This is a genomic window from Cedecea davisae DSM 4568 (assembly GCF_000412335.2).
Classification (GTDB): domain Bacteria; phylum Pseudomonadota; class Gammaproteobacteria; order Enterobacterales; family Enterobacteriaceae; genus Cedecea; species Cedecea davisae.
Map to the genome: position 1 here is coordinate 2,518,526 of NZ_KE161030.1, position 17,003 is coordinate 2,535,528.

Annotated in this window: 14 protein-coding genes; all 14 read right to left on the reverse strand. The window is 56.0% G+C overall.

Going from position 1 to position 17,003, the window contains the following annotated elements; genetic code table 11:
* Nucleotides 1-229 precede the first annotated feature (229 nt).
* The 14 genes from tli1a to HMPREF0201_RS11495 all read right to left on the reverse strand — a co-directional run bounded on the left by tli1a (nucleotide 230) and on the right by HMPREF0201_RS11495 (nucleotide 16,991).
* The gene (gene tli1a, locus HMPREF0201_RS11430; protein WP_039898309.1) at nucleotides 230-766 is read right to left on the reverse strand and encodes a Tli1a family immunity protein; all 537 of its coding nucleotides are present in this window, start codon (nucleotides 764-766) and stop codon (nucleotides 230-232) included.
* Nucleotides 767-789: 23 nt separating this feature from the next.
* Nucleotides 790-1,008, reverse strand: coding sequence for a YceK/YidQ family lipoprotein (locus HMPREF0201_RS11435; RefSeq protein ID WP_016536816.1), 219 nt, complete (start codon nucleotides 1,006-1,008; stop codon nucleotides 790-792).
* A complete protein-coding gene (gene tla1 / locus HMPREF0201_RS11440; RefSeq protein WP_016536817.1) occupies nucleotides 1,008-1,784 on the reverse strand; it encodes a toxin Tle1 chaperone Tla1 in 777 nt (258 codons plus the stop codon). The genes HMPREF0201_RS11435 and tla1 overlap by 1 nt, the downstream gene beginning before the upstream one ends.
* A gap of 3 nt (nucleotides 1,785-1,787) precedes the next feature.
* A complete protein-coding gene (locus HMPREF0201_RS11445) occupies nucleotides 1,788-4,166 on the reverse strand; it encodes a type VI secretion system Vgr family protein (protein WP_016536818.1) in 2,379 nt (792 codons plus the stop codon).
* Nucleotides 4,163-6,817 carry a type VI secretion system ATPase TssH gene (gene tssH, locus HMPREF0201_RS11450; RefSeq protein ID WP_016536819.1) on the reverse strand — a complete coding sequence of 885 codons (2,655 nt, stop codon included), beginning with the start codon at nucleotides 6,815-6,817 and terminating at the stop codon, nucleotides 4,163-4,165. The genes HMPREF0201_RS11445 and tssH overlap by 4 nt, the downstream gene beginning before the upstream one ends.
* A gap of 170 nt (nucleotides 6,818-6,987) precedes the next feature.
* Complete coding sequence (gene hcp / locus HMPREF0201_RS11455; protein WP_016536820.1) at nucleotides 6,988-7,479, reverse strand: type VI secretion system effector Hcp; 492 nt, start codon at nucleotides 7,477-7,479, stop codon at nucleotides 6,988-6,990.
* Nucleotides 7,480-7,484: 5 nt separating this feature from the next.
* Nucleotides 7,485-9,194 carry an OmpA family protein gene (locus HMPREF0201_RS11460; RefSeq protein WP_016536821.1) on the reverse strand — a complete coding sequence of 570 codons (1,710 nt, stop codon included), beginning with the start codon at nucleotides 9,192-9,194 and terminating at the stop codon, nucleotides 7,485-7,487.
* On the reverse strand, nucleotides 9,191-9,880 hold the full coding sequence (gene tssL, locus HMPREF0201_RS11465; protein ID WP_016536822.1) for a type VI secretion system protein TssL, short form: 690 nt from the start codon (nucleotides 9,878-9,880) through the stop codon (nucleotides 9,191-9,193). Before tssL ends, HMPREF0201_RS11460 begins: the two co-directional genes overlap by 4 nt.
* Nucleotides 9,877-11,217 (reverse strand): type VI secretion system baseplate subunit TssK, encoded by a 1,341-nt coding sequence (gene tssK, locus HMPREF0201_RS11470; protein ID WP_039898311.1) that lies wholly within the window; start codon nucleotides 11,215-11,217, stop codon nucleotides 9,877-9,879. The genes tssL and tssK overlap by 4 nt, the downstream gene beginning before the upstream one ends.
* Nucleotides 11,218-11,228: 11 nt before the next feature.
* Nucleotides 11,229-12,776: a type VI secretion system contractile sheath large subunit gene (tssC, locus tag HMPREF0201_RS11475; RefSeq protein WP_016536824.1), complete on the reverse strand. Its 1,548-nt coding sequence runs from the start codon at nucleotides 12,774-12,776 to the stop codon at nucleotides 11,229-11,231.
* Nucleotides 12,777-12,809: 33 nt separating this feature from the next.
* A complete protein-coding gene (gene tssB, locus HMPREF0201_RS11480; RefSeq protein ID WP_016536825.1) occupies nucleotides 12,810-13,307 on the reverse strand; it encodes a type VI secretion system contractile sheath small subunit in 498 nt (165 codons plus the stop codon).
* A 537-nt stretch (nucleotides 13,308-13,844) separates the two neighbouring features.
* Nucleotides 13,845-14,723, reverse strand: coding sequence for a cycle-inhibiting factor (locus tag HMPREF0201_RS11485; RefSeq protein ID WP_039898312.1), 879 nt, complete (start codon nucleotides 14,721-14,723; stop codon nucleotides 13,845-13,847).
* A gap of 100 nt (nucleotides 14,724-14,823) precedes the next feature.
* On the reverse strand, nucleotides 14,824-15,531 hold the full coding sequence (locus HMPREF0201_RS11490; RefSeq protein WP_016536828.1) for an SDR family oxidoreductase: 708 nt from the start codon (nucleotides 15,529-15,531) through the stop codon (nucleotides 14,824-14,826).
* Between the two features lie 92 nt (nucleotides 15,532-15,623).
* The gene (locus HMPREF0201_RS11495; protein WP_016536829.1) at nucleotides 15,624-16,991 is read right to left on the reverse strand and encodes a formimidoylglutamate deiminase; all 1,368 of its coding nucleotides are present in this window, start codon (nucleotides 16,989-16,991) and stop codon (nucleotides 15,624-15,626) included.
* Nucleotides 16,992-17,003 lie beyond the last annotated feature (12 nt).

The window sequence follows — 17,003 nt, forward strand, 5'->3', positions numbered from 1 at the left end:
CCGCCGCCGCTTTGTGTCTCCGCATGCGGCTGGCTGCAGCCGCCAAGTAACGCGATGCTCAGTACTATGCCGTAGCATTGTCTCTTCATTACCCTCTTCCTTTTGTTGTGCTGTCCGGTATCTGGAAAATCCTTTAACCCTGCCCGCTGCCGCAGGCACGGTTAAAGGATCTGGCTGACGTATTCAGCTATTGCCGGGAAAGGCGGCGGGTACCAGGCCAGATCTGTCGTTACCTTGGGCATACCTTCGGCTCCTTCATCTCAAGCGGCAGTTTAATTGGGTAGTTTGCATTGGTCGGCGACCAGCAGCTGGTGGTTACTTTCACCTCATCGCAGGGTAAAAAATGAACGGTAATGCCGCATACTTCCTGCCTGGTATAATCAGGTACTGGTACTGTTTTGCTGTGCTGACGACGTTGCGCCTTTATCTTTTCTGCCCATTCCAGAAATTTTTTTTCGTCAGCAAACCCGGGAAATCCGGCCGATGACCCTTGCCCAGTCTCCCAGTCAATCCGCACCGTCATACCCGGCTTCCAGACGCCAGGCACCCCGTAGCAGCAGCCTCCGCCCCCGCCATCGAATGGCCCGATAATATCGATCCCCGACTGGCCGTTAACGCTGAAGTTGTTGATGGCCCATTTGGTATGGTTTATCGCTTTGATTGTTCCGCCACCGCCGCCGCTTTGTGTCTCCGCATGCGGCTGGCTGCAGGCAGTAAGAGAGCAAATGCAAAGCACTGCGCTAATGATTTTTATATTCTTTACCATTACCTTGCTCTCCGCTGCGGTATTCAATGAGTGCCGATACAAACAGCGTCAACAGGTAAAGTCAGGGTGTCGACAACGGCAGAAAAAGGGACATCAATCCAGAGGATCCAGGCCCAGTGGCCCAGGTTTACCATCCTTTCAGTTCCCTGATAATATTCCCGGTAACAGCCTTCCGAATGGGTGGCTATAGAACCGCACCCGCTCAGAAAAAATACCGTCGCCAGTACAATAATGTTTTTCATCAATGAATAACCTCTTCCTTTTGGTGTTTACAAAGGTGTTCCATAACCCAGGTGTCTCGTTCCTCCTCAAAGAGGATCCTTTTTTTAGTTGCCGCCTGCATCGCGTTAAAACATGCTGAAAATGCCGCCTCTTTGGTTGCAAAGATATGAGCAGGCAAACTCTGAGTACTTAAAAAATTCTCGGCATCGCACAGGCACATAAACGCTTCGAACTGAGCGTCGCTAAAATCGATTTTCTGACATGTTTCCTTAGACGCGACTGCGCCATTTCCCTCAAGCATCGCGGGCCGCCGGTCCCTGTCCATCCAACTCCAGAAAAGAGCCGGCCGTTTAAGCTGCGCTTTCCCCGCCTCATCAAGAATATCGGTAAATAATTCAGGGAAAACACGCGTATCCCAGAAGCGGAACACTCCGGGTCGCCCTTCATGGCTGGCGTCTATACACCGCCTTAGCCAGTCCGCAAGGTCGGAAAACGGCCAGCAGGAAACCACCACAAGCAGGGGAGCCTTGAGCGAAACCTCCCGTGCAAGCTCATACAGCCAAAGAACCTGCTGCTGCTCAGCAAGATCGATGCGAATTAATAACGGTGCCTGCTCCCTGTAGATATCTTCAGGCAACCCTTCATAGAGGGAACACCATGTTATCTCTGGGGAAAACCCGGATAATGCCGGGATAACGGAGATCTCGCATTGATCAACGATGATGTCGATATACCCCTGGCCAAATTGCCTGCAGGTATGCTGAATTTTATCCAGCCAGATTTTCGTGCTGTCCATCAGTTAGCCCTCCCTTGTGACAAACCCCTGAGCGCGCTCCTGCGCTCGCTTCAGGCACTCTTTGCAAACAGACGATGGCAGCTCGGGGAGCGGAAATTCCTCGCTCGCCGGTGCCTCCATTTTGTGCTGCCCTTTGAAACTAAGAAGACCAGGGCCATGAATTTCCACCTCTCCCCCCGGAGCCAGGCGGATATATGCGCCGCCACAGCCCAGGGTGATGCCATTTTTTGCAGTAAGCTGCAAATGCCCCTGGGTAGATTGCACAACAACGTCTTTCAGGGAGGTCAGGGAGAGAGTATCGGCATGTGACTCAATGGCCAGAGGCCCCTTGCCTGAAACCAGCCGCATTCCCATTTGCTGCGCAAGAAGAGAAATTTCTTTACTTGAAACAACAGAATGCCGCTGAGCGGTAGTAATATTGACTTCGCCCAGACTTTGGAGGCTTAGCCCTTTACCGCTGTGTAACAGCGTTGACTGCGGCGTAACCGCAGCTATGCCATCTGGCGCGCTCATTAACAGCGCCGCCGACTTCAGGTCAGTTGCCCCTTCAACCAAAGCCTGAAGAGGCCCTTTATCGGGCACCACATTGTTATGCGACTGGGCAATGCTTCCCCATTCCGTTAGTTGATTGAGCGCACCTTTGAGCAGGCTAATAGCCGCCCCCATCTCCAGCGCTTCCCCCTGCGCTTTTTCCTGCCCGTCCGCGCTGATGAACATGCCGTTGCGGGCGCGGATGGCCCCCCAGCTGTCGGTTCTTAGCTCGAAGCCCTCGCCGCGCTTTTGTTTCTCGCTGTCGACAAGGTGGCCGAGGTTTAGCTGGCTCTTACCCCCGTATTCGGTCGAAACCTTAATGTGCTCCTGACCGCGGTTATCATCGAGGCGGATTTTGTTATTGGACGGGGTGCGCAGCACGTTGCGCTTATAGTTACGGATGGTGACATGGTCGCCGTGCGCCGAGTCGTGCAGCACGCCGGTGATGTATGGCCTGTCCGGGTTGCCGTCTTCAAACCCAATCGCCACCTCTGTGCCCGCCAGCAGCGGCAGATGCAGGCCGTAAGTGTCTCCGGCATACGGGCGGGACTGGCGTACCCACAGGCTTTCAAACCCGGTTTCCCAGTTGTCGCGGTCAAACAACATGTTAACGCAGTAGCGGCCCTCTTTGTCGATATGGCCATAGGTATCATTTTCGGTGGTGCTGGTGACGCGAGCGGGCAGCGTGCCCGCCATCACCGGTCGCCTGCCCGGCCGAGGGCGAAAGCCGTAGTCACCGCCGGCCGGAATAGCGCTGAAATGAACGTCAAAATCGCTGTCGCGCCGGGCGTGGCTGCTCATTCCGGTGATAACCACACCTTTAGCAAATACCTCCGTCACTTCATCCCCACCGCTGACTGCCAGCACCGCGCCCGGAGAGAGCGTCGGGCAACTGGTTATCCCTGCCAGCTTCGTCTGTCCGTTAAGGTAGCGCTCATGCCGCAGCCGGGCGTAAAACGCCCCCGACTCCGGGGCGGGGTTACGTTCCTGCGGGCTGCCCGGCGTCAGATAGTTGTCGGCATAATGGTAGGCGTCTCCGTAGGTTGTGCTGTCATCCCGGGTGGCATCCACCTGCACATTCATATCTTCGGTCGCCAGACGGTAGTTATAGTCCCGGGTGCTGACCTGCTTCTCGACCACATGGTAATGGCTCTCCATCCCCCACACCGAGTCCACGCCTTTAGCATGTTGCCCCGAAGGCGGAACGGACGGCAGCGCCAGGCTCTTCTCGTAACCCTGCTGGCTGTCGTAAAACTCAACCACATCAATATTAAGGCGGGTATCCGCGGTAAAGCGGAACCAGATACCCACCTCTCCCAGAAGGCGGGTGATGAAGTGCAGGTCATCCTCGCCGTACTGCATCACCTGCTCCCGCCGCGGGTACTCTTTGCTGAGAGAAAACAGAAAGTCCTGCCCCTGCATGCCGTGCCGCTCGCGGAGGATTTTCTCCACTATCTGCGGCACGGAAGCATCCTGGTAGATGGCGTTCTGGTGCGAGCGGCTGAGCAGCGCCAGGCGTGGCTGGAGCGTGAGCGCATAGTGCGTTTGATCTTCTGAGGTGGCAAAACGCTCGAAAGCCGTCACCACACCCTGAACCACTCTTACGGGCTGCTGGATTTTAATGCCCGCCCCCTGATCAACCGGGGCCTGCAGCGTCAGAGAAGCGGTTTTCATCAGCATGGCTTCCCGGCTGATGGCGTGATCCGGGCTGGTAAACTCTATGCGGTAGCTGAACGGCAGGCTCAGGTCTTCCCGGCCTTCAAACGCCAGCACGTCAAGAGAACCGTCGTAATCACGCACCGCAAGCAGGTGGTGGCTATGGCTGAACATCACTAAGGGATGGGTACTCATACGCTTTCATCCTCCGAAGGATCGAACTCCAGCACAATGCCCTGTTCTTCATCCCAGCCGAGCGCCAGTGATTTTGGTTTTTGTTTTGCCGCCATCCAGGTGAGCAGTTGCTGGCTAAGTACCGGCAGGATTTGCTGATTAAGCAGGCTGTCTACGTTGCGCGCTCCGGTGTCAGGCAGCAGGCAGGCGTCGGTCAGGGCGCCATACAGACTCTCTTCAATATGGGTTGCCAGACCGTAATGGCGATTCAGGCGTTTACTTACCTGCGCCAGCTTCATTTCGACTATGGTGCGCATCGCCGCCCGATCCAGCGGGCGGTAAATTACCGTCTGGAAGCGGGCAAGCAACGCGGGCTGGAAGTGATCCCTGAGGAGGGGGCGCAGCAGCTCCTGGAGATCTGACTCACCCGCTTCGGGCTGCTCATCCAGAAGCTGCATCAGGTGGTCACCGCCGAGATTGGAAGTCATCAGAATAACGGTGTTACGGAAGTCGATCTCACGCCCTTCGCCGTCGCGCATAAAGCCGCGGTCGAATACCTGATAAAAGAGGTTCATCACGTCGCGGTGCGCTTTTTCCACCTCATCCAGCAGCACTACGCTGTAAGGCCGCTTGCGCACGGCCTCGGTAAGAATGCCGCCCTGGCCGTAACCCACATAGCCAGGAGGCGAACCTTTAAGCTGGGAAACGGTGTGCGGCTCCTGGTATTCAGAAAGGTTGATCGTGATAAGCGATTTTTCACCGCCGTACAGGGCATCCGCCAGCGCCAGCGCCGTTTCCGTTTTACCCACGCCGCTAGGGCCAACCAGCAGGAATACGCCCTGCGGTCCGTTTTCCGAGGTCAGACCGGTTTTTGCGGCACGCAGCCGTTGAGCAATAGCGTTGAGGGCAACATCCTGGCCCACTACGCGCTTGGCGATTTCATTTTCCAGCGTCAGCAATTCCGTCTGCTGGTCCTTCATCAGCGAAGACAGCGGTACGCCCGTCCAGTCGGCAATCACGTTGGCCACCGTGCGGGTGTCCACATCCACGGAAAGCAGCGGGTTACCGGACTGCATCTCGTTCAGCTGTTGTTGCAGGCGGTGAGTTTCGCTCTGGCGGGAGATATCCTGTCGGCTTTCCAGCAACTGTTCCGTCAGCTCCAGCGCCCGGCCGTACTGCGTCTCCAGCTCATCCAGCTCAACAATCAGGCTCACTTCTTCCTGCTCGATTTCCGCCAGCCGTTCGCCACAGGCATCGTTGCCCACGGCAATGTCCTCCAGCAGCGCCTGTTTTTCTACTTCCAGGGCGGTGATCTGCACGCGGATTCGGGTTAGCGGTTCCGGCACGGTATCAAGGCTCATGCGCACGCGAGCGCTGGCGGTATCGAGCAGATCAACGGCTTTGTCCGGCAGCTGGCGGCCTGTTAAATAGCGGCGTGATAACGTAACGGCCGCTTTTACCGCGTCGTCGGTTATGTGCACGCCGTGGTGCTCCGCATAGCGGGATTTCAGGCCCCGGAGCATCAGGCAGGCGGTGTCGTCGTCCGGCTCATCCACTTTCACCATCTGGAAGCGGCGCTCCAGGGCAGCATCGCGCTCAAAATATTGTTTGTATTCGCTCCACGTCGTGGCGGCGATGGTCCGCAGCTCACCGCGAGCCAGAGCTGGTTTCAGCAGGTTTGCCGCATCCGCGCCGCCCGCCTGGTTGCCCGCGCCGATGATAGTGTGCGCTTCGTCGATAAACAGCAGGACGGGCGTGGGGGACTGCTGCACGGCATCAATCACGTTTTTAAGCCGCTGCTCAAACTCGCCCTTAACTCCGGCCCCGGCCTGCAAAAGACCGAGATCGAGAGTACGCAGGCTGACGCTTTTCAGGCTTTCCGGCACATTACCTTCGGCGATACGCAGCGCCAGCCCTTCCACCAAAGCCGTCTTGCCCACGCCGGGTTCGCCCACCAGAATGGGGTTGTTTTTACGGCGACGGGAAAGAATATCCACCATCTGGCGGATTTCCGTATCGCGGCCAAACACAGGGTCAATTTTGCCTTCTTTCGCTTTAGCCGTAACATCCAGAGTGAACTTGTCCAGCGCGTTTTGCAGCGCCGGGTTCAGTTCACCCTCTTTGATTTCCGCCCCCGCCGGGCGGCCAACAAACTCAACTTCACCGCCGTAGTTTTGCGCCAGTTCCGCTTCCTGCTGTACTTCAGGGCGTTCGTCCGACTGCATATCCAGCAGCGGGCGCAGCCGCTCCAGCTGGCTCTGCCCGAGGCTCAGCATCGGCCACAGGCCGTCGCAGCGCAGCAGTTTGGGTTTATCGACCAGCGCCATCAGCAGATGCACGCTGCGAATTTGCTCTTCCCCCGCCAGGGAAGCCCGCAGCCAGGCTTCCTGCATCAGAGCCTGAATGCCGTCCGAGAGTTTCGGGCGGCCGCGCACCGAACGAGGCAAATTATTCAGCCAGCCCAGCAACTCTTGCCAGAGCGTATCCATATTCCATTCGTAACGCCGGGCCAGTACCGTCAGGTCGCCTTCGCCCTGTTCCAGCAATTTCAGCAGCCAGTGTTCGGGCTGGATCTCAGCATGAGCGCGGGTCTGGCACAGGGAGGCGGCACCTTCCAGCGCGCGGGCGCAGTAAGGGTTAAGGCGGCGTAGCAGGATGGCTGAATTTTCCATAATTCTCTCTCTTTCTCGGTTCCGGGCACGCTACCGCCCATCGCTTTCCCGGTAATCAGGAACCCAAGCGCATCAGGTCAGGCAGGTGGAATGATGTGATTTTTTGCTCAACATCCGCACGGCAGACGCTGGGGAAAAAACTGCGGACGGGCTGCCCCGTCCGCATCGGCTTACGCGGTAGCGCGTTCGTTCCAGGAGTCGGAATGAATGATGTTGCCGTCTTTGTAGGTCCAGGTGATTTTTTCGTAACGCAGTTCAATGCGCTCGAGGTGGTTGTGTTTCTCTTTCGACGGGTCTTTCACGTCGTACATTTCAGGATTCACTTTCACCACCTTCACGTTTTCCAGTTTGGTGTTGAAATACTCCACTTCCTGGCCCGCATCGTTAATTTTGTACCACTTGAATTCAGCAGACTTGAGGGTCTGGCCGGTGGTTACCGCTTTGTAGAGATACGGGCTGGAAGAGTCGATTTCCTTGGTGAACAGGAAAGGCGTGTGGATACGGGTGCCGGTCAGCTTGCCGGTATTGTTGTCGGTTGGGATATACAGCTTATGCTCCTGAGCGACTACCTCGATGCTGCCCTCGCGGTCCTGCACATCAACGGACCCCTTAATGTCCGCACCGCCGTCGTCCTTCAGCCAAAGATAAACAGGAATTGCCATGAGATTTACTCCATTTCGTTTTTTAATACGCCATCATCCTGCGATAGCGCGAGGGTTTCGCCCGGTAACCGGCAGGCATCCGCCTGCGGAACCAGACTGATTTCGACACGGCGGTTAAGCGCGCGGCCTTCCGGCGTGTCGTTGGTTGCGGCAGGGCGGCCTGCGCCATAGCCCTGAACCGCAAAACAGCTTTCCGGTACGTCTCCGGTGTCACGCATCCAGTCACGCACCGCTTCGGCACGCTTCAGGGAAAGCGTCTGGTTCAGCTTTGCATTACCGGTATTGTCGGTGTGGCCGCTGACCACAATCAGCCAGCCGGGTTTGGCTTTAATGCCCACCAGCGAGTTAACCAGCAGCTTCGTGGAGCCGGGTTTGAGCAATGCTTTACCCGAGTCGAAAAGCGACATACTGTCCAGCCGGATGATTGCCGGAGCCGGTTTTGGCTTCGGCGCCTTAGGTGGCGGAGGCGGCGGAACGTAGCCGCGTAGAGCGTTAACCAGCGGCAGGCGCAGCTGTTCGCCCCTGTACAGCCCTAACCCCAAATGGACGGGAAGCCCGTTGCGCGCATAGTTATCAAACTGAAACGCATGCTCGCGCAACCGACCGACCGCCAAGGCCTTCGGGTCATAATCATTCATGGGGATCTGGCTGTAGTGCTGAATGTCGAAGCCCACCCGCAGCAGCAATTGCCGATTATTCCAGGCACTACCGCAAAGCGCCGCAATGGCGGCCAGGGTGAAGATCGCCCCGGCCCAGCAAAAAGCCCTCTCTGCGGGCGTAATGCTTCTGCGTACGGGCAGCAGGGGCAGGATAAAATCTGGCAAAATTGCTGCATCTGCCGCCCCGGACTCCACGGGATGCCAGCCCGCCACGTTTGGCATAGCCGTCTGCATGGTTAACCAATCGGACCATGACGAAACGCTCAGGCCGCGGGCAAGCACGGGGAATAACCCCCATAATTTTGCCGCAGGCGGGAGCACGTCAGCGTCCTGGTTTTTATCCGTAAAGATGCTTTCGACATAACGATGACACCAGGCTACCAGGCTATTTATCAGCACCTGAGATGAAATCTCCATCACGTTGCCAGTCGTTATCAAAGCAGCGGAAGCACCCGGTAATGAAGACGCTCTCCATACGCTGGCTCCTTCGCCCGGCACCACTGCCTGCCAGAGAACATCCTTAACAAGGGGGGTTCCGGCGTAGCAGCTAAGCACCAGCGGAAACGCATGCCCCGTATCGCGGCGGAGTTTGGCTATCTGCCAGCGCACCGCCAGCAGTTGGCTGGTAAGAGCCTCCGTATCGTTATGCCTCTGCGGGCAAACGTTAACCATTATCGAAAGCTGGCCGCCCCAGCCCGGCCGCCGGTAGAGAACCTGCCGTGCAGTCTCTGCCAGGGCCTGAGCCTCTTCGACCCGAACCCAACACCCCTGAGCCACCGTCAGGACGCTGCCCCCTTCCGGCCAGCCGTGCGGTAAATCACCGCAGACCAGAACGACGGGCTGCCTGTAGGTAGCGTCCGGCAGGTTGTCCAGTTGCTCCGTCTGAGCGGGCTTCGTTTTGCGGCTTAGCGCGAACCAGACCAGCGCCACGCAGGCCCAGGCAGCAAGCAAAATTAAAACTTTTGCCAGCACGGAGACCGTCAGGTATCCAACGCAAACGCAGCCAGCCAGCAACGCGGCCCACAAAGCCAGGAAACGGAGTTGATTTTGGCTCATCCCACTATTCCCGGTAGCAATGCGGCCAGAGTCCTGTCCAGCCAGCTATCCAGGCCCCACCACACCCCAACGAGCACCAGCACGCTCAGGAAAATCACCGCAGGCCATGAAGTGAGCCAGCCGCTTCGCCCTAAACTCAACGGGCTTTCCACCATAACCGGGTGGCTTTGCGGTAATGAAAATGGCGTCACTTTAGCTTCCAGGGCTTTCACCAGCTTGCTGCGTTCCGGGTCGTTCAGAGAGCTAAAATCGCCCACCAGGCCCAACATCATCACGCGATGAAAACAGGTCAACACCCTGTCGTTTGGCTGCGGCTCACGCAGAACTTCGCGCATTCGGGTAGACAGCGTGTCTCCGGATTCAATGGTGCCCAGAAAGTGGCCCTGCAAAGGAATGTCATACCACTGAACGCAGGCATCATCCTGGGTCCCACGGGTTTTGACTGCCTCATCCAATAAAGCGCATTGCGCCAGCAGAATATCCTTGCGGCTGACTTCATCCACGCCTTGTTCTTTTAGCGACTGCTGAATGTGCTCAACATTTGCCACGCAGCGATCCCAAAGCACTCGCCCTTCGCCATCCTGAAATACCGCCCCTTTCCGCAGGCTGATGACCTGTAACCAGGTATCCTGTAGCAGCATATCGATATCGCCATCGGCGGTTGTCGCTCGTTTGTTCTCTTTCATGATCTGAGTACCGCAAAGAGTTCAAGGCCAACCTCGCCAAGCGTACCGGGGGTGTAGAACATACAGTTGCCCTCCTCAAGCATTGCCTGTGCCGACGGATGAGAGAGATCCAGCGAGAAATACTGATTTTCCAGGCGCAGCGGGATGGCCGCAGGCACGTGCTGCATAGGTTTGAGCAAAATGCCCTGCCGGGAGGAATTGACCAGGCTTGTCACCTCGTCCGGGCTCCCAACTTTACATTGACGCGGGAACTGCTCTTGCAGTTGCGCCACCGGCAAAGAAGAACGCACCGAGACATAGTAATCAGCCCCTTCACGCAGGCGCGGCTCCTGAAGGCGAGCCAACCACTGGCGAAGACGTTTATCGTGAGTGAGTTCAATAGAAACCACGCGCGAAGGCAGGCTCGCTTCCAGCAGAGTACCGAGCAAATCGAAGAGCGGAGGAAATGTCGCATTCAGCTGTTCATGCTGGTAGACAGGAATGGCGCTGACCTGATGCTCCAGAGAGAAAGTCAGCAAGCTCCCCGCCAGCCGGGCAAGTTCAGTGAATAAACGCTCACTGGAACTTTGAGGGGCACGCTGGAACTGCCCCAGTACCGGCTCGGCGCTGTTAAGCGCATTCAGCAGCCAAAAAAGAGACACATCAGCGACGGCAAAATCGGCCATGCGCTCATTGCTTTCTCTACGCATAGCCATCAGCCGCTTAAGGCGCGCGCGTAACTGAGTCATCAGCTGTTCTAGCTGCATCATCAACCAGTGGCTGCTTTGTACCATCAGCACAGGGGGCAGGAAATGGCTATCCAGCTCCCAGCTTCCCTGCGAGTTCTGCCTCAAACGGGCAACGGGACAGGTCAAGTAATCACTGTTATTTTGATGAGCGTAGCGCAGCGTCAGCTCAGGCTGGAGAACGGCAATTTGCCGCGTATCTTCGCCAAATTGGTTGCGAACATCACGCCAGCGCTGGCGATAACGGATTGGGCGTTCGGCAACCTCATCGGTTCTCAGGCAGTTGCCACCGTTGGCGCGCAACAAAGGGAGCGCCAGCACAACCAGAACGTCCTGCTGTTCAGCGTTAAGCTGCAACGCCTCAGGGAGCGCGTCGGCATTGTCGGTATCAACCAGCGTTCCGTCCTGAAAACGCAGATGCAGCCTGCGGGCATGCAGGCGCCCCAGCTTCAACGCATCCGGTTCAAATGAAACATCAATCACCCCCCAGGGGTGATTGAGGCCCATCTGCGCAATGCATTCGGTGAACCAGGCCGTGTGGGCGGCCTGTTGTTGAAAATGCTGGGGCGAGACCATGATCCCTCTCCCCCATAGCGGCTGTTCTGTCTTCACAAGTAGCCGCCTTACGCTTTCGCTTTCGGCATTTGAGAAACCAGCGACAGGTTGACGTCCATCCCTTCCACCTGGAAGTGCGGCACGGCGTAGAGTTTCACGCGGAAGAAGCCCGGGTTGTCTTCGATATCTTCTACGGTCACTTTGGCATCGCGCAGCGGGTGGGAAGCCTGCAGGTCGTCGCCCGGGTCGGTCATCTCGGTTACCAGACTGCGAACCCAGGTGTTCAGCTCCAGCTCAAGCAGGCGGCGGTCTTTGGTGGTGCCGATATTTTCACGCTGGATAAGCTTCAGGTAATGCGCAATGCGTGAGAGCAGGAAGATGTACGGCAGGCGCGCGTTGATCCTGCTGTTAGCCGTAGCATCCGCCGTGTCGTACAGCGCCGGTTTCTGCGTGGAGTTAGCGGAGAAGAAGCACGCATAGTCGCGGTTTTTGTAGTACGACAGTGGGATAAAGCCCAGGTTAGCAAACTCGAATTCGCGGGTTTCCGGGATCATCACTTCAGACGGAATTTTCACCTGGTTGCCGGTGCCGAGATCGTAAAGGTGAATCGGCAAGTCCTGCACCGCACCGCCGGCCTGTGGGCCACGAATTTGCACGCACCAGCCGTTATTGATAAAGCTGCGCACCATATTGGCAGCAAAGGCAAACGAGGCGTTGGTCCACAGGTATTTATCGTGATCCGGGCCTTTGACCTCTTCCACATAGTTAAAGCTGCGCACCGGAACGGTATCCGGGCCATACGGCAGGCGGCCCAGCACGCGCGGCATCACCAGGCCGATGTAACGGCTGTCATCGGTGTCGCGGAAGGACTTCCATTTAATGTATTCCGCACGGTCGAAATAGTTGCCGATGTCTTTAATGGCCGCGACGTCTTCCATATTGTCTTTAAGGAAGAACTGCGGCCCGGCGGAGCCGATAAACGGCATATGGGCAGCGGCAGAAACTTTAGAAATATTACGCAGCAGCGCCACGTCCTGAGCGGAGGCGTCGAACTCATAGGCTGAGATCAGCGCGCCAATCGGCTCCCCGCCCGGGGTGTCGTATTCTGCCACATAGGTTTGCAGGTAGAGACCGCTCTGGATAATTTCCGGACTGTCTTCAAAGTCCTGACGCAGCGCGTCTTTAGACAGATCGAGCAGTTCAATTTTCACGTTCTGGCGGAAGTCGGTTTTATCCACCAGCGACTTCACGCCACGCCACAGGGACTCAACGGCCTGGAAATCGTCATGATGCATCACCGCGTCCAGCTGGCGACCAATTTGCTGGTCAAGCTCGGCGATATGATGGTCAATCAACGTCTTGTCCAGCTTATCCACTTTAGTACCCGCTTTGCTCAGGCACTCCAGGAATACCTGCATCCCGGCGGTAAGGCGCTCGTCGGCGGTAGCGTCAGACATCGCCTGGCTGTCCTGCCAGATATCCAGCGCGCTCAGCTCGGAAACGGGGCTAAGGTTAATTTTTTCAAACAGGGAAGCATAAACGCCGCCCGCTTCCGGGCGTTCCAGAACCACGCTTTCGCCGGAGGTTGCATTTTCATTTTTTACAGACATCAGCATTTTCTCTCGTTAATCCGTTAAACATCGCCGCCGCTATGCCTGTTTTGGCGCCAGGGCAGAAAGCTCGCTGCGCAGTTCTGCGCTCAGGGAAGAGTCGAGCAGGATTTTTTCCAGCTCTTTACGGAAAGCCTGGTTGTCCAACAGGTTGGCTTTTAAATCACGAAGGAGATTGCGCATGGCAAGCATGGCTTTTAATTGCGGGATCTGGCGGGCAACTTGCTCGGGTGTGAAATCATTCATATCACGGAAGTTCAGATTTACATTTTCTTCGCTACCGTCACCTGCCAACGTATTTTCAACCGTCAGGTTCAGCGCAGGAGAATAATCTGCCAGAACGCTGTTAAAGTTATTTTTATTAATGTTCATCTTGCTGCGTTCGGATAACGGAGCCGTTTCTCTTCCGTTACTGAAATCACCGGTAACCAGCAATTTCAGCGGCAGTTCAGTTTTTTTCTGTGCGCCGCCGGTATGTAAATCAAGTTTTAAATTAATACGCGCCTTGGGTATCTCTCTCTGGAAGCTGTCGCTCATAGTTCCCTCTTTTCATCGCCATGTGGTAGCCGTCTGACTACATTTCTTTACGCGCCGATGATAGAACATTGCTCTGCCAATGATAAAATACAAAGATCTAAGATCTGACATTTCACTTTATTAAGAATTTTCCACCAACAAGTGAGTAAATGATCACCAGATGAGACGCTTTTCATGGCACTTATCACCATAATGAAAATAAATAGCAGCAGACTAAGCTATAAAAAATCACAATACCGGAGAACAAAGCTTAACTTCACTTTTACTTGATCTAAATCAAAGATATATCCTTTCAGACATCAGAGTTAGGAATTATCTTAATATTTCCAGGATAATTACCGCCGAAAGAATAAAAACCATGAAACATCCGAACAAAAATGTGCAATGGATAAGCGTTTTTATATAGCTTCAGGAAATAACAGGATTAAAAACTCCAATAAAAATAACCTCAACGTTTCCACAAATAAATTTAACCCGCCACTTCCGCCATAAAAAAATCCACGCCAAAACGTGGATTTTTTCAGAGGTGATTAAAAATCAGGCGCAGCGGGCTTTAATTAATGTCATATTCTTTTCAAGATTTTTAGGAGAATATTCGGCCAGCTGAAAGTTGAAACTGTTGTTCTTATGCACGTTGAGGCGTTCCGGGCGCAGCATCTTCACGTTGCCGTCAATATCAAACAGCTTTGCGATATGCTCGGGATCCACCTTGCCGCTCGCCATGTTATTGAAATGCTTATTGATATCGTTAAGAGCGATTGGATGGGCGGCTTTGCGGCTCATCCAGTCCTCCAGACGAAGCGGCCGGGTAGCGCCGTCACCGAGATCGGACTGATAAAGAAAAGCGTCACGATGAGGTTTTGCGCTGGCCGGGAGATCGATAACGTAGGCGTGTCCCATCCCGCCGTCGTTTACCCGCAGAATAAAATGCTTATCGGCCGGCAGCTTCGCCAGCTGGTGTTGCAGTTGAGAAAGCGAAATAGAATGCCCTTTTTCAAAACTGTAGCTGTGCCGATCGTCATCAAGAAACAGTTTCATCACGTTGTTGGCGGTCACCCCACAGACCGGCGCGTTAAAGCGCTTACTGCTGCCCAGCATCGCCTCAACCTCCGGTTTGGAGCATCCCCAGTCGCGGGCGGTTTGTTCAATATTGTCATCAATGGCTTTCAGCAACGCTGAAGGGCTTTTGCGATGAATCGGCGTATCGCCGTCGTCGCTATTTAGCAATACGTTGGCCCTGAGGCTGGTAGCGCTCAGCTTTGCAAAGTCCTGCAAATGCCGGGTTGAGGGGTTATTGGCGCTCCGCGAAGCGGATGCCGGAGCGTTGGTACGGCCAACACGGCTATGCTGGCCGCTCTGGGTTTGCAGGCGTGGGTCAGGTTGCGATGGGCGAAAAGTGTTAATGAAGTTTCTCATAAGGTGGATTCCACTCGTTGTACTTGTCAGGCTGAGTGGAGTCTTGCCGGGGCAGGTTCCCGGCGGGAGAAACTAAAAAGCCACGCCGAAGCGTGGGCATCTAACGTAGGGTGTAACCGCCGTCGCAGTACAGCGTGCTGCCCGTCATGTTGCCGTTATCGAGTAAAAACAATGCCGAGGCGGCCTGCTCCTGCACGCTGGCCGGGCGGCCAACCAGCGCCAGGCTGTTCCAGTATTGATAAGCGGACTCGCGCTGCGCCGCATCACGGTTACGCCAGAGTTCGCTGTCGGTAGTCCCGGGAGACAGGCAGTTTACCCTGATGGGGTTAAGTTCAACCGCCAGCCCGCGAGCCAGCCCCTCTAACGCCGCATTACAGGCCGCATAGGCGGGTGCGCCAATAGGGCGAGCGGACGCCGCACCGGACATAAGCACCACCGCAGCAGACTCCTGCAAATAGGGCAAAGCTTCATAGACCGCCCAGTATTGAGCCCAAAATTTTGCCTGGAATAGAGCTTCAGAAGTAGCGATATCGCCGTCGCGGAAGTTACCGGTGGAGTAGGAAGCGGCGGGGGTAAACAGGCCGGTCAGCGTTGCGCTTCCGGAAAAGAAAGCTTTCAGAGAATCCCGGTCGGTGATATCAACCGTTTTCCCTTCCGCCAGCGGGCCAAGCTGCTCTATCGCGGCGTTCAACTTGCCTTCAGAGCGGCCACCAAGCAGCACTTTGTTACCGCGGGCGATGAGTTTATGCGCCAGCGCCAGCCCAATGCCCGAGCTGCCGCCGACGATAGCGTAAAGAGAGTCTGCCATGTTTGCTGCCTTGTTGAGTCGCAAGGCAGCATTAAAACCTGAAACCGGGAGGCGGGATATCTCAATAACGGATAAGCATTTTTACCCGCAGACTAACGGGTCAGCTGTTTCAGAACCAGGGTAAAGTCAGCTTTTATCTCTTCATCTTTTGCATGACGCCCATCGCGGATAACCCAGCTTCCGCCGGTCATCACATCCTTAATCGGGTTAGCCGCGCAGGCAAAAATCCAGCGATTAAGCAGCTCGCTATCCTGGGCGGTAGCAAGGAACGGGTCACCGCCGTCCAGCACCAGCAGGTCGGCGCGCCCGCCCACGGCCAGCTCGCCAATATTCTGGCCCAGCGCCATTTTCCCGCCTCGTAATGCCCCCTGGTACAACACGTTGCCCACATAAGGCTCGTTTGCCAGGTGGAGCAGGTTGCGGCGGCGGTTATTCAACCGCTGCCCGTATTCAAACCAGCGCAAGTCTTCGCTGACGCTGACGCTAATGTGGCTGTCGGAGCCGATGCCCCAATTCCCGCCCTGGTGCAGATAAGCCTGCCCCGGGAAAATGCCGTCACCCAGGTTTGCTTCGGTCGTCAGGCAAAGCCCGGCCACCGTACCGGAGTCAGCGATGAGCTTAGTTTCGCTCCCGGTAATGTGCGTGGCGTGTATCAGACACCAGTTTTCATCGACAGGCATATTCTCATAAAGCCACTCCACCGGGCGCAGGCCGGACCAGGCCAGGCAGTCGTCCACCTCTTTTTGCTGCTCGGAAATATGGATGTGAACAGGCTGAGGATGCGGCTGGCTTTCCAGTACGGCCCGCATTTGCTCGGGCGTAACGGCGCGCAGCGAATGGAAGCACAGCCCGGCGCGCTGCATGGGCTCGGCGGCAAGCTTAGAGACAATGCTGTCGTACAGCTTAAGGTAACCGTCAGTCTGGTTGATAAAGCGGCTTTGCCCCGCAGAGGCAGGCTGCCCGCCGAAGCCGGAATGGGTATAAAGTACCGGCAGCAGGGTCAGGCCAATTCCACTAGTTTTTGCGGCCTGAGAAATACGCAGCGCCAGTTCGGCAGGCTGGGCGTAGGCTTTGCCGCCGCTGTCGTGGTGCAGGTAATGAAACTCGGCCACCGAGGTATATCCGGCTTTAAGCATTTCGATATACAAATAGCTGGCGATGGTTTCCAGCTGTTCCGGAGTGATTTTACCCACCAGCCGATACATCAAATCTCGCCAGGTCCAGAAGCTGTCCGCCGGGTCGCCGACCACTTCCGTCAGTCCCGCCATTGCGCGTTGAAAGGCGTGGGAATGGAGGTTAGGCATACCGGGAACCACAAAGCCTTCCAGCCGGATGCTTTCGTCATCCGCTTTGGCGTTAACTTCAACGGCGGTGATAGTGCCCTGCCCTGAAACGCTTAATTTGACATTCTCTGCCCAGCCCTGCGGCAGAAGCGCCTTCGCCGCGAAATATACCGCCATATCAGCACCCCG

What these genes read in the sequence shown, in the direction of transcription:
- tli1a (WP_039898309.1), bottom strand. Translation starts at nt 766, where the DNA reads ATGGTAAAGAATATAAAAATCATTAGCGCAGTGCTTTGCATTTGCTCT.
- HMPREF0201_RS11435 (WP_016536816.1), bottom strand. Translation starts at nt 1,008, where the DNA reads ATGAAAAACATTATTGTACTGGCGACGGTATTTTTTCTGAGCGGGTGC.
- tla1 (WP_016536817.1), bottom strand. Translation starts at nt 1,784, where the DNA reads ATGGACAGCACGAAAATCTGGCTGGATAAAATTCAGCATACCTGCAGG.
- HMPREF0201_RS11445 (WP_016536818.1), bottom strand. Translation starts at nt 4,166, where the DNA reads ATGAGTACCCATCCCTTAGTGATGTTCAGCCATAGCCACCACCTGCTT.
- tssH (WP_016536819.1), bottom strand. Translation starts at nt 6,817, where the DNA reads ATGGAAAATTCAGCCATCCTGCTACGCCGCCTTAACCCTTACTGCGCC.
- hcp (WP_016536820.1), bottom strand. Translation starts at nt 7,479, where the DNA reads ATGGCAATTCCTGTTTATCTTTGGCTGAAGGACGACGGCGGTGCGGAC.
- HMPREF0201_RS11460 (WP_016536821.1), bottom strand. Translation starts at nt 9,194, where the DNA reads ATGAGCCAAAATCAACTCCGTTTCCTGGCTTTGTGGGCCGCGTTGCTG.
- tssL (WP_016536822.1), bottom strand. Translation starts at nt 9,880, where the DNA reads ATGAAAGAGAACAAACGAGCGACAACCGCCGATGGCGATATCGATATG.
- tssC (WP_016536824.1), bottom strand. Translation starts at nt 12,776, where the DNA reads ATGCTGATGTCTGTAAAAAATGAAAATGCAACCTCCGGCGAAAGCGTG.
- tssB (WP_016536825.1), bottom strand. Translation starts at nt 13,307, where the DNA reads ATGAGCGACAGCTTCCAGAGAGAGATACCCAAGGCGCGTATTAATTTA.
- HMPREF0201_RS11485 (WP_039898312.1), bottom strand. Translation starts at nt 14,723, where the DNA reads ATGAGAAACTTCATTAACACTTTTCGCCCATCGCAACCTGACCCACGC.
- HMPREF0201_RS11490 (WP_016536828.1), bottom strand. Translation starts at nt 15,531, where the DNA reads ATGGCAGACTCTCTTTACGCTATCGTCGGCGGCAGCTCGGGCATTGGG.
- HMPREF0201_RS11495 (WP_016536829.1), bottom strand. Translation starts at nt 16,991, where the DNA reads ATGGCGGTATATTTCGCGGCGAAGGCGCTTCTGCCGCAGGGCTGGGCA.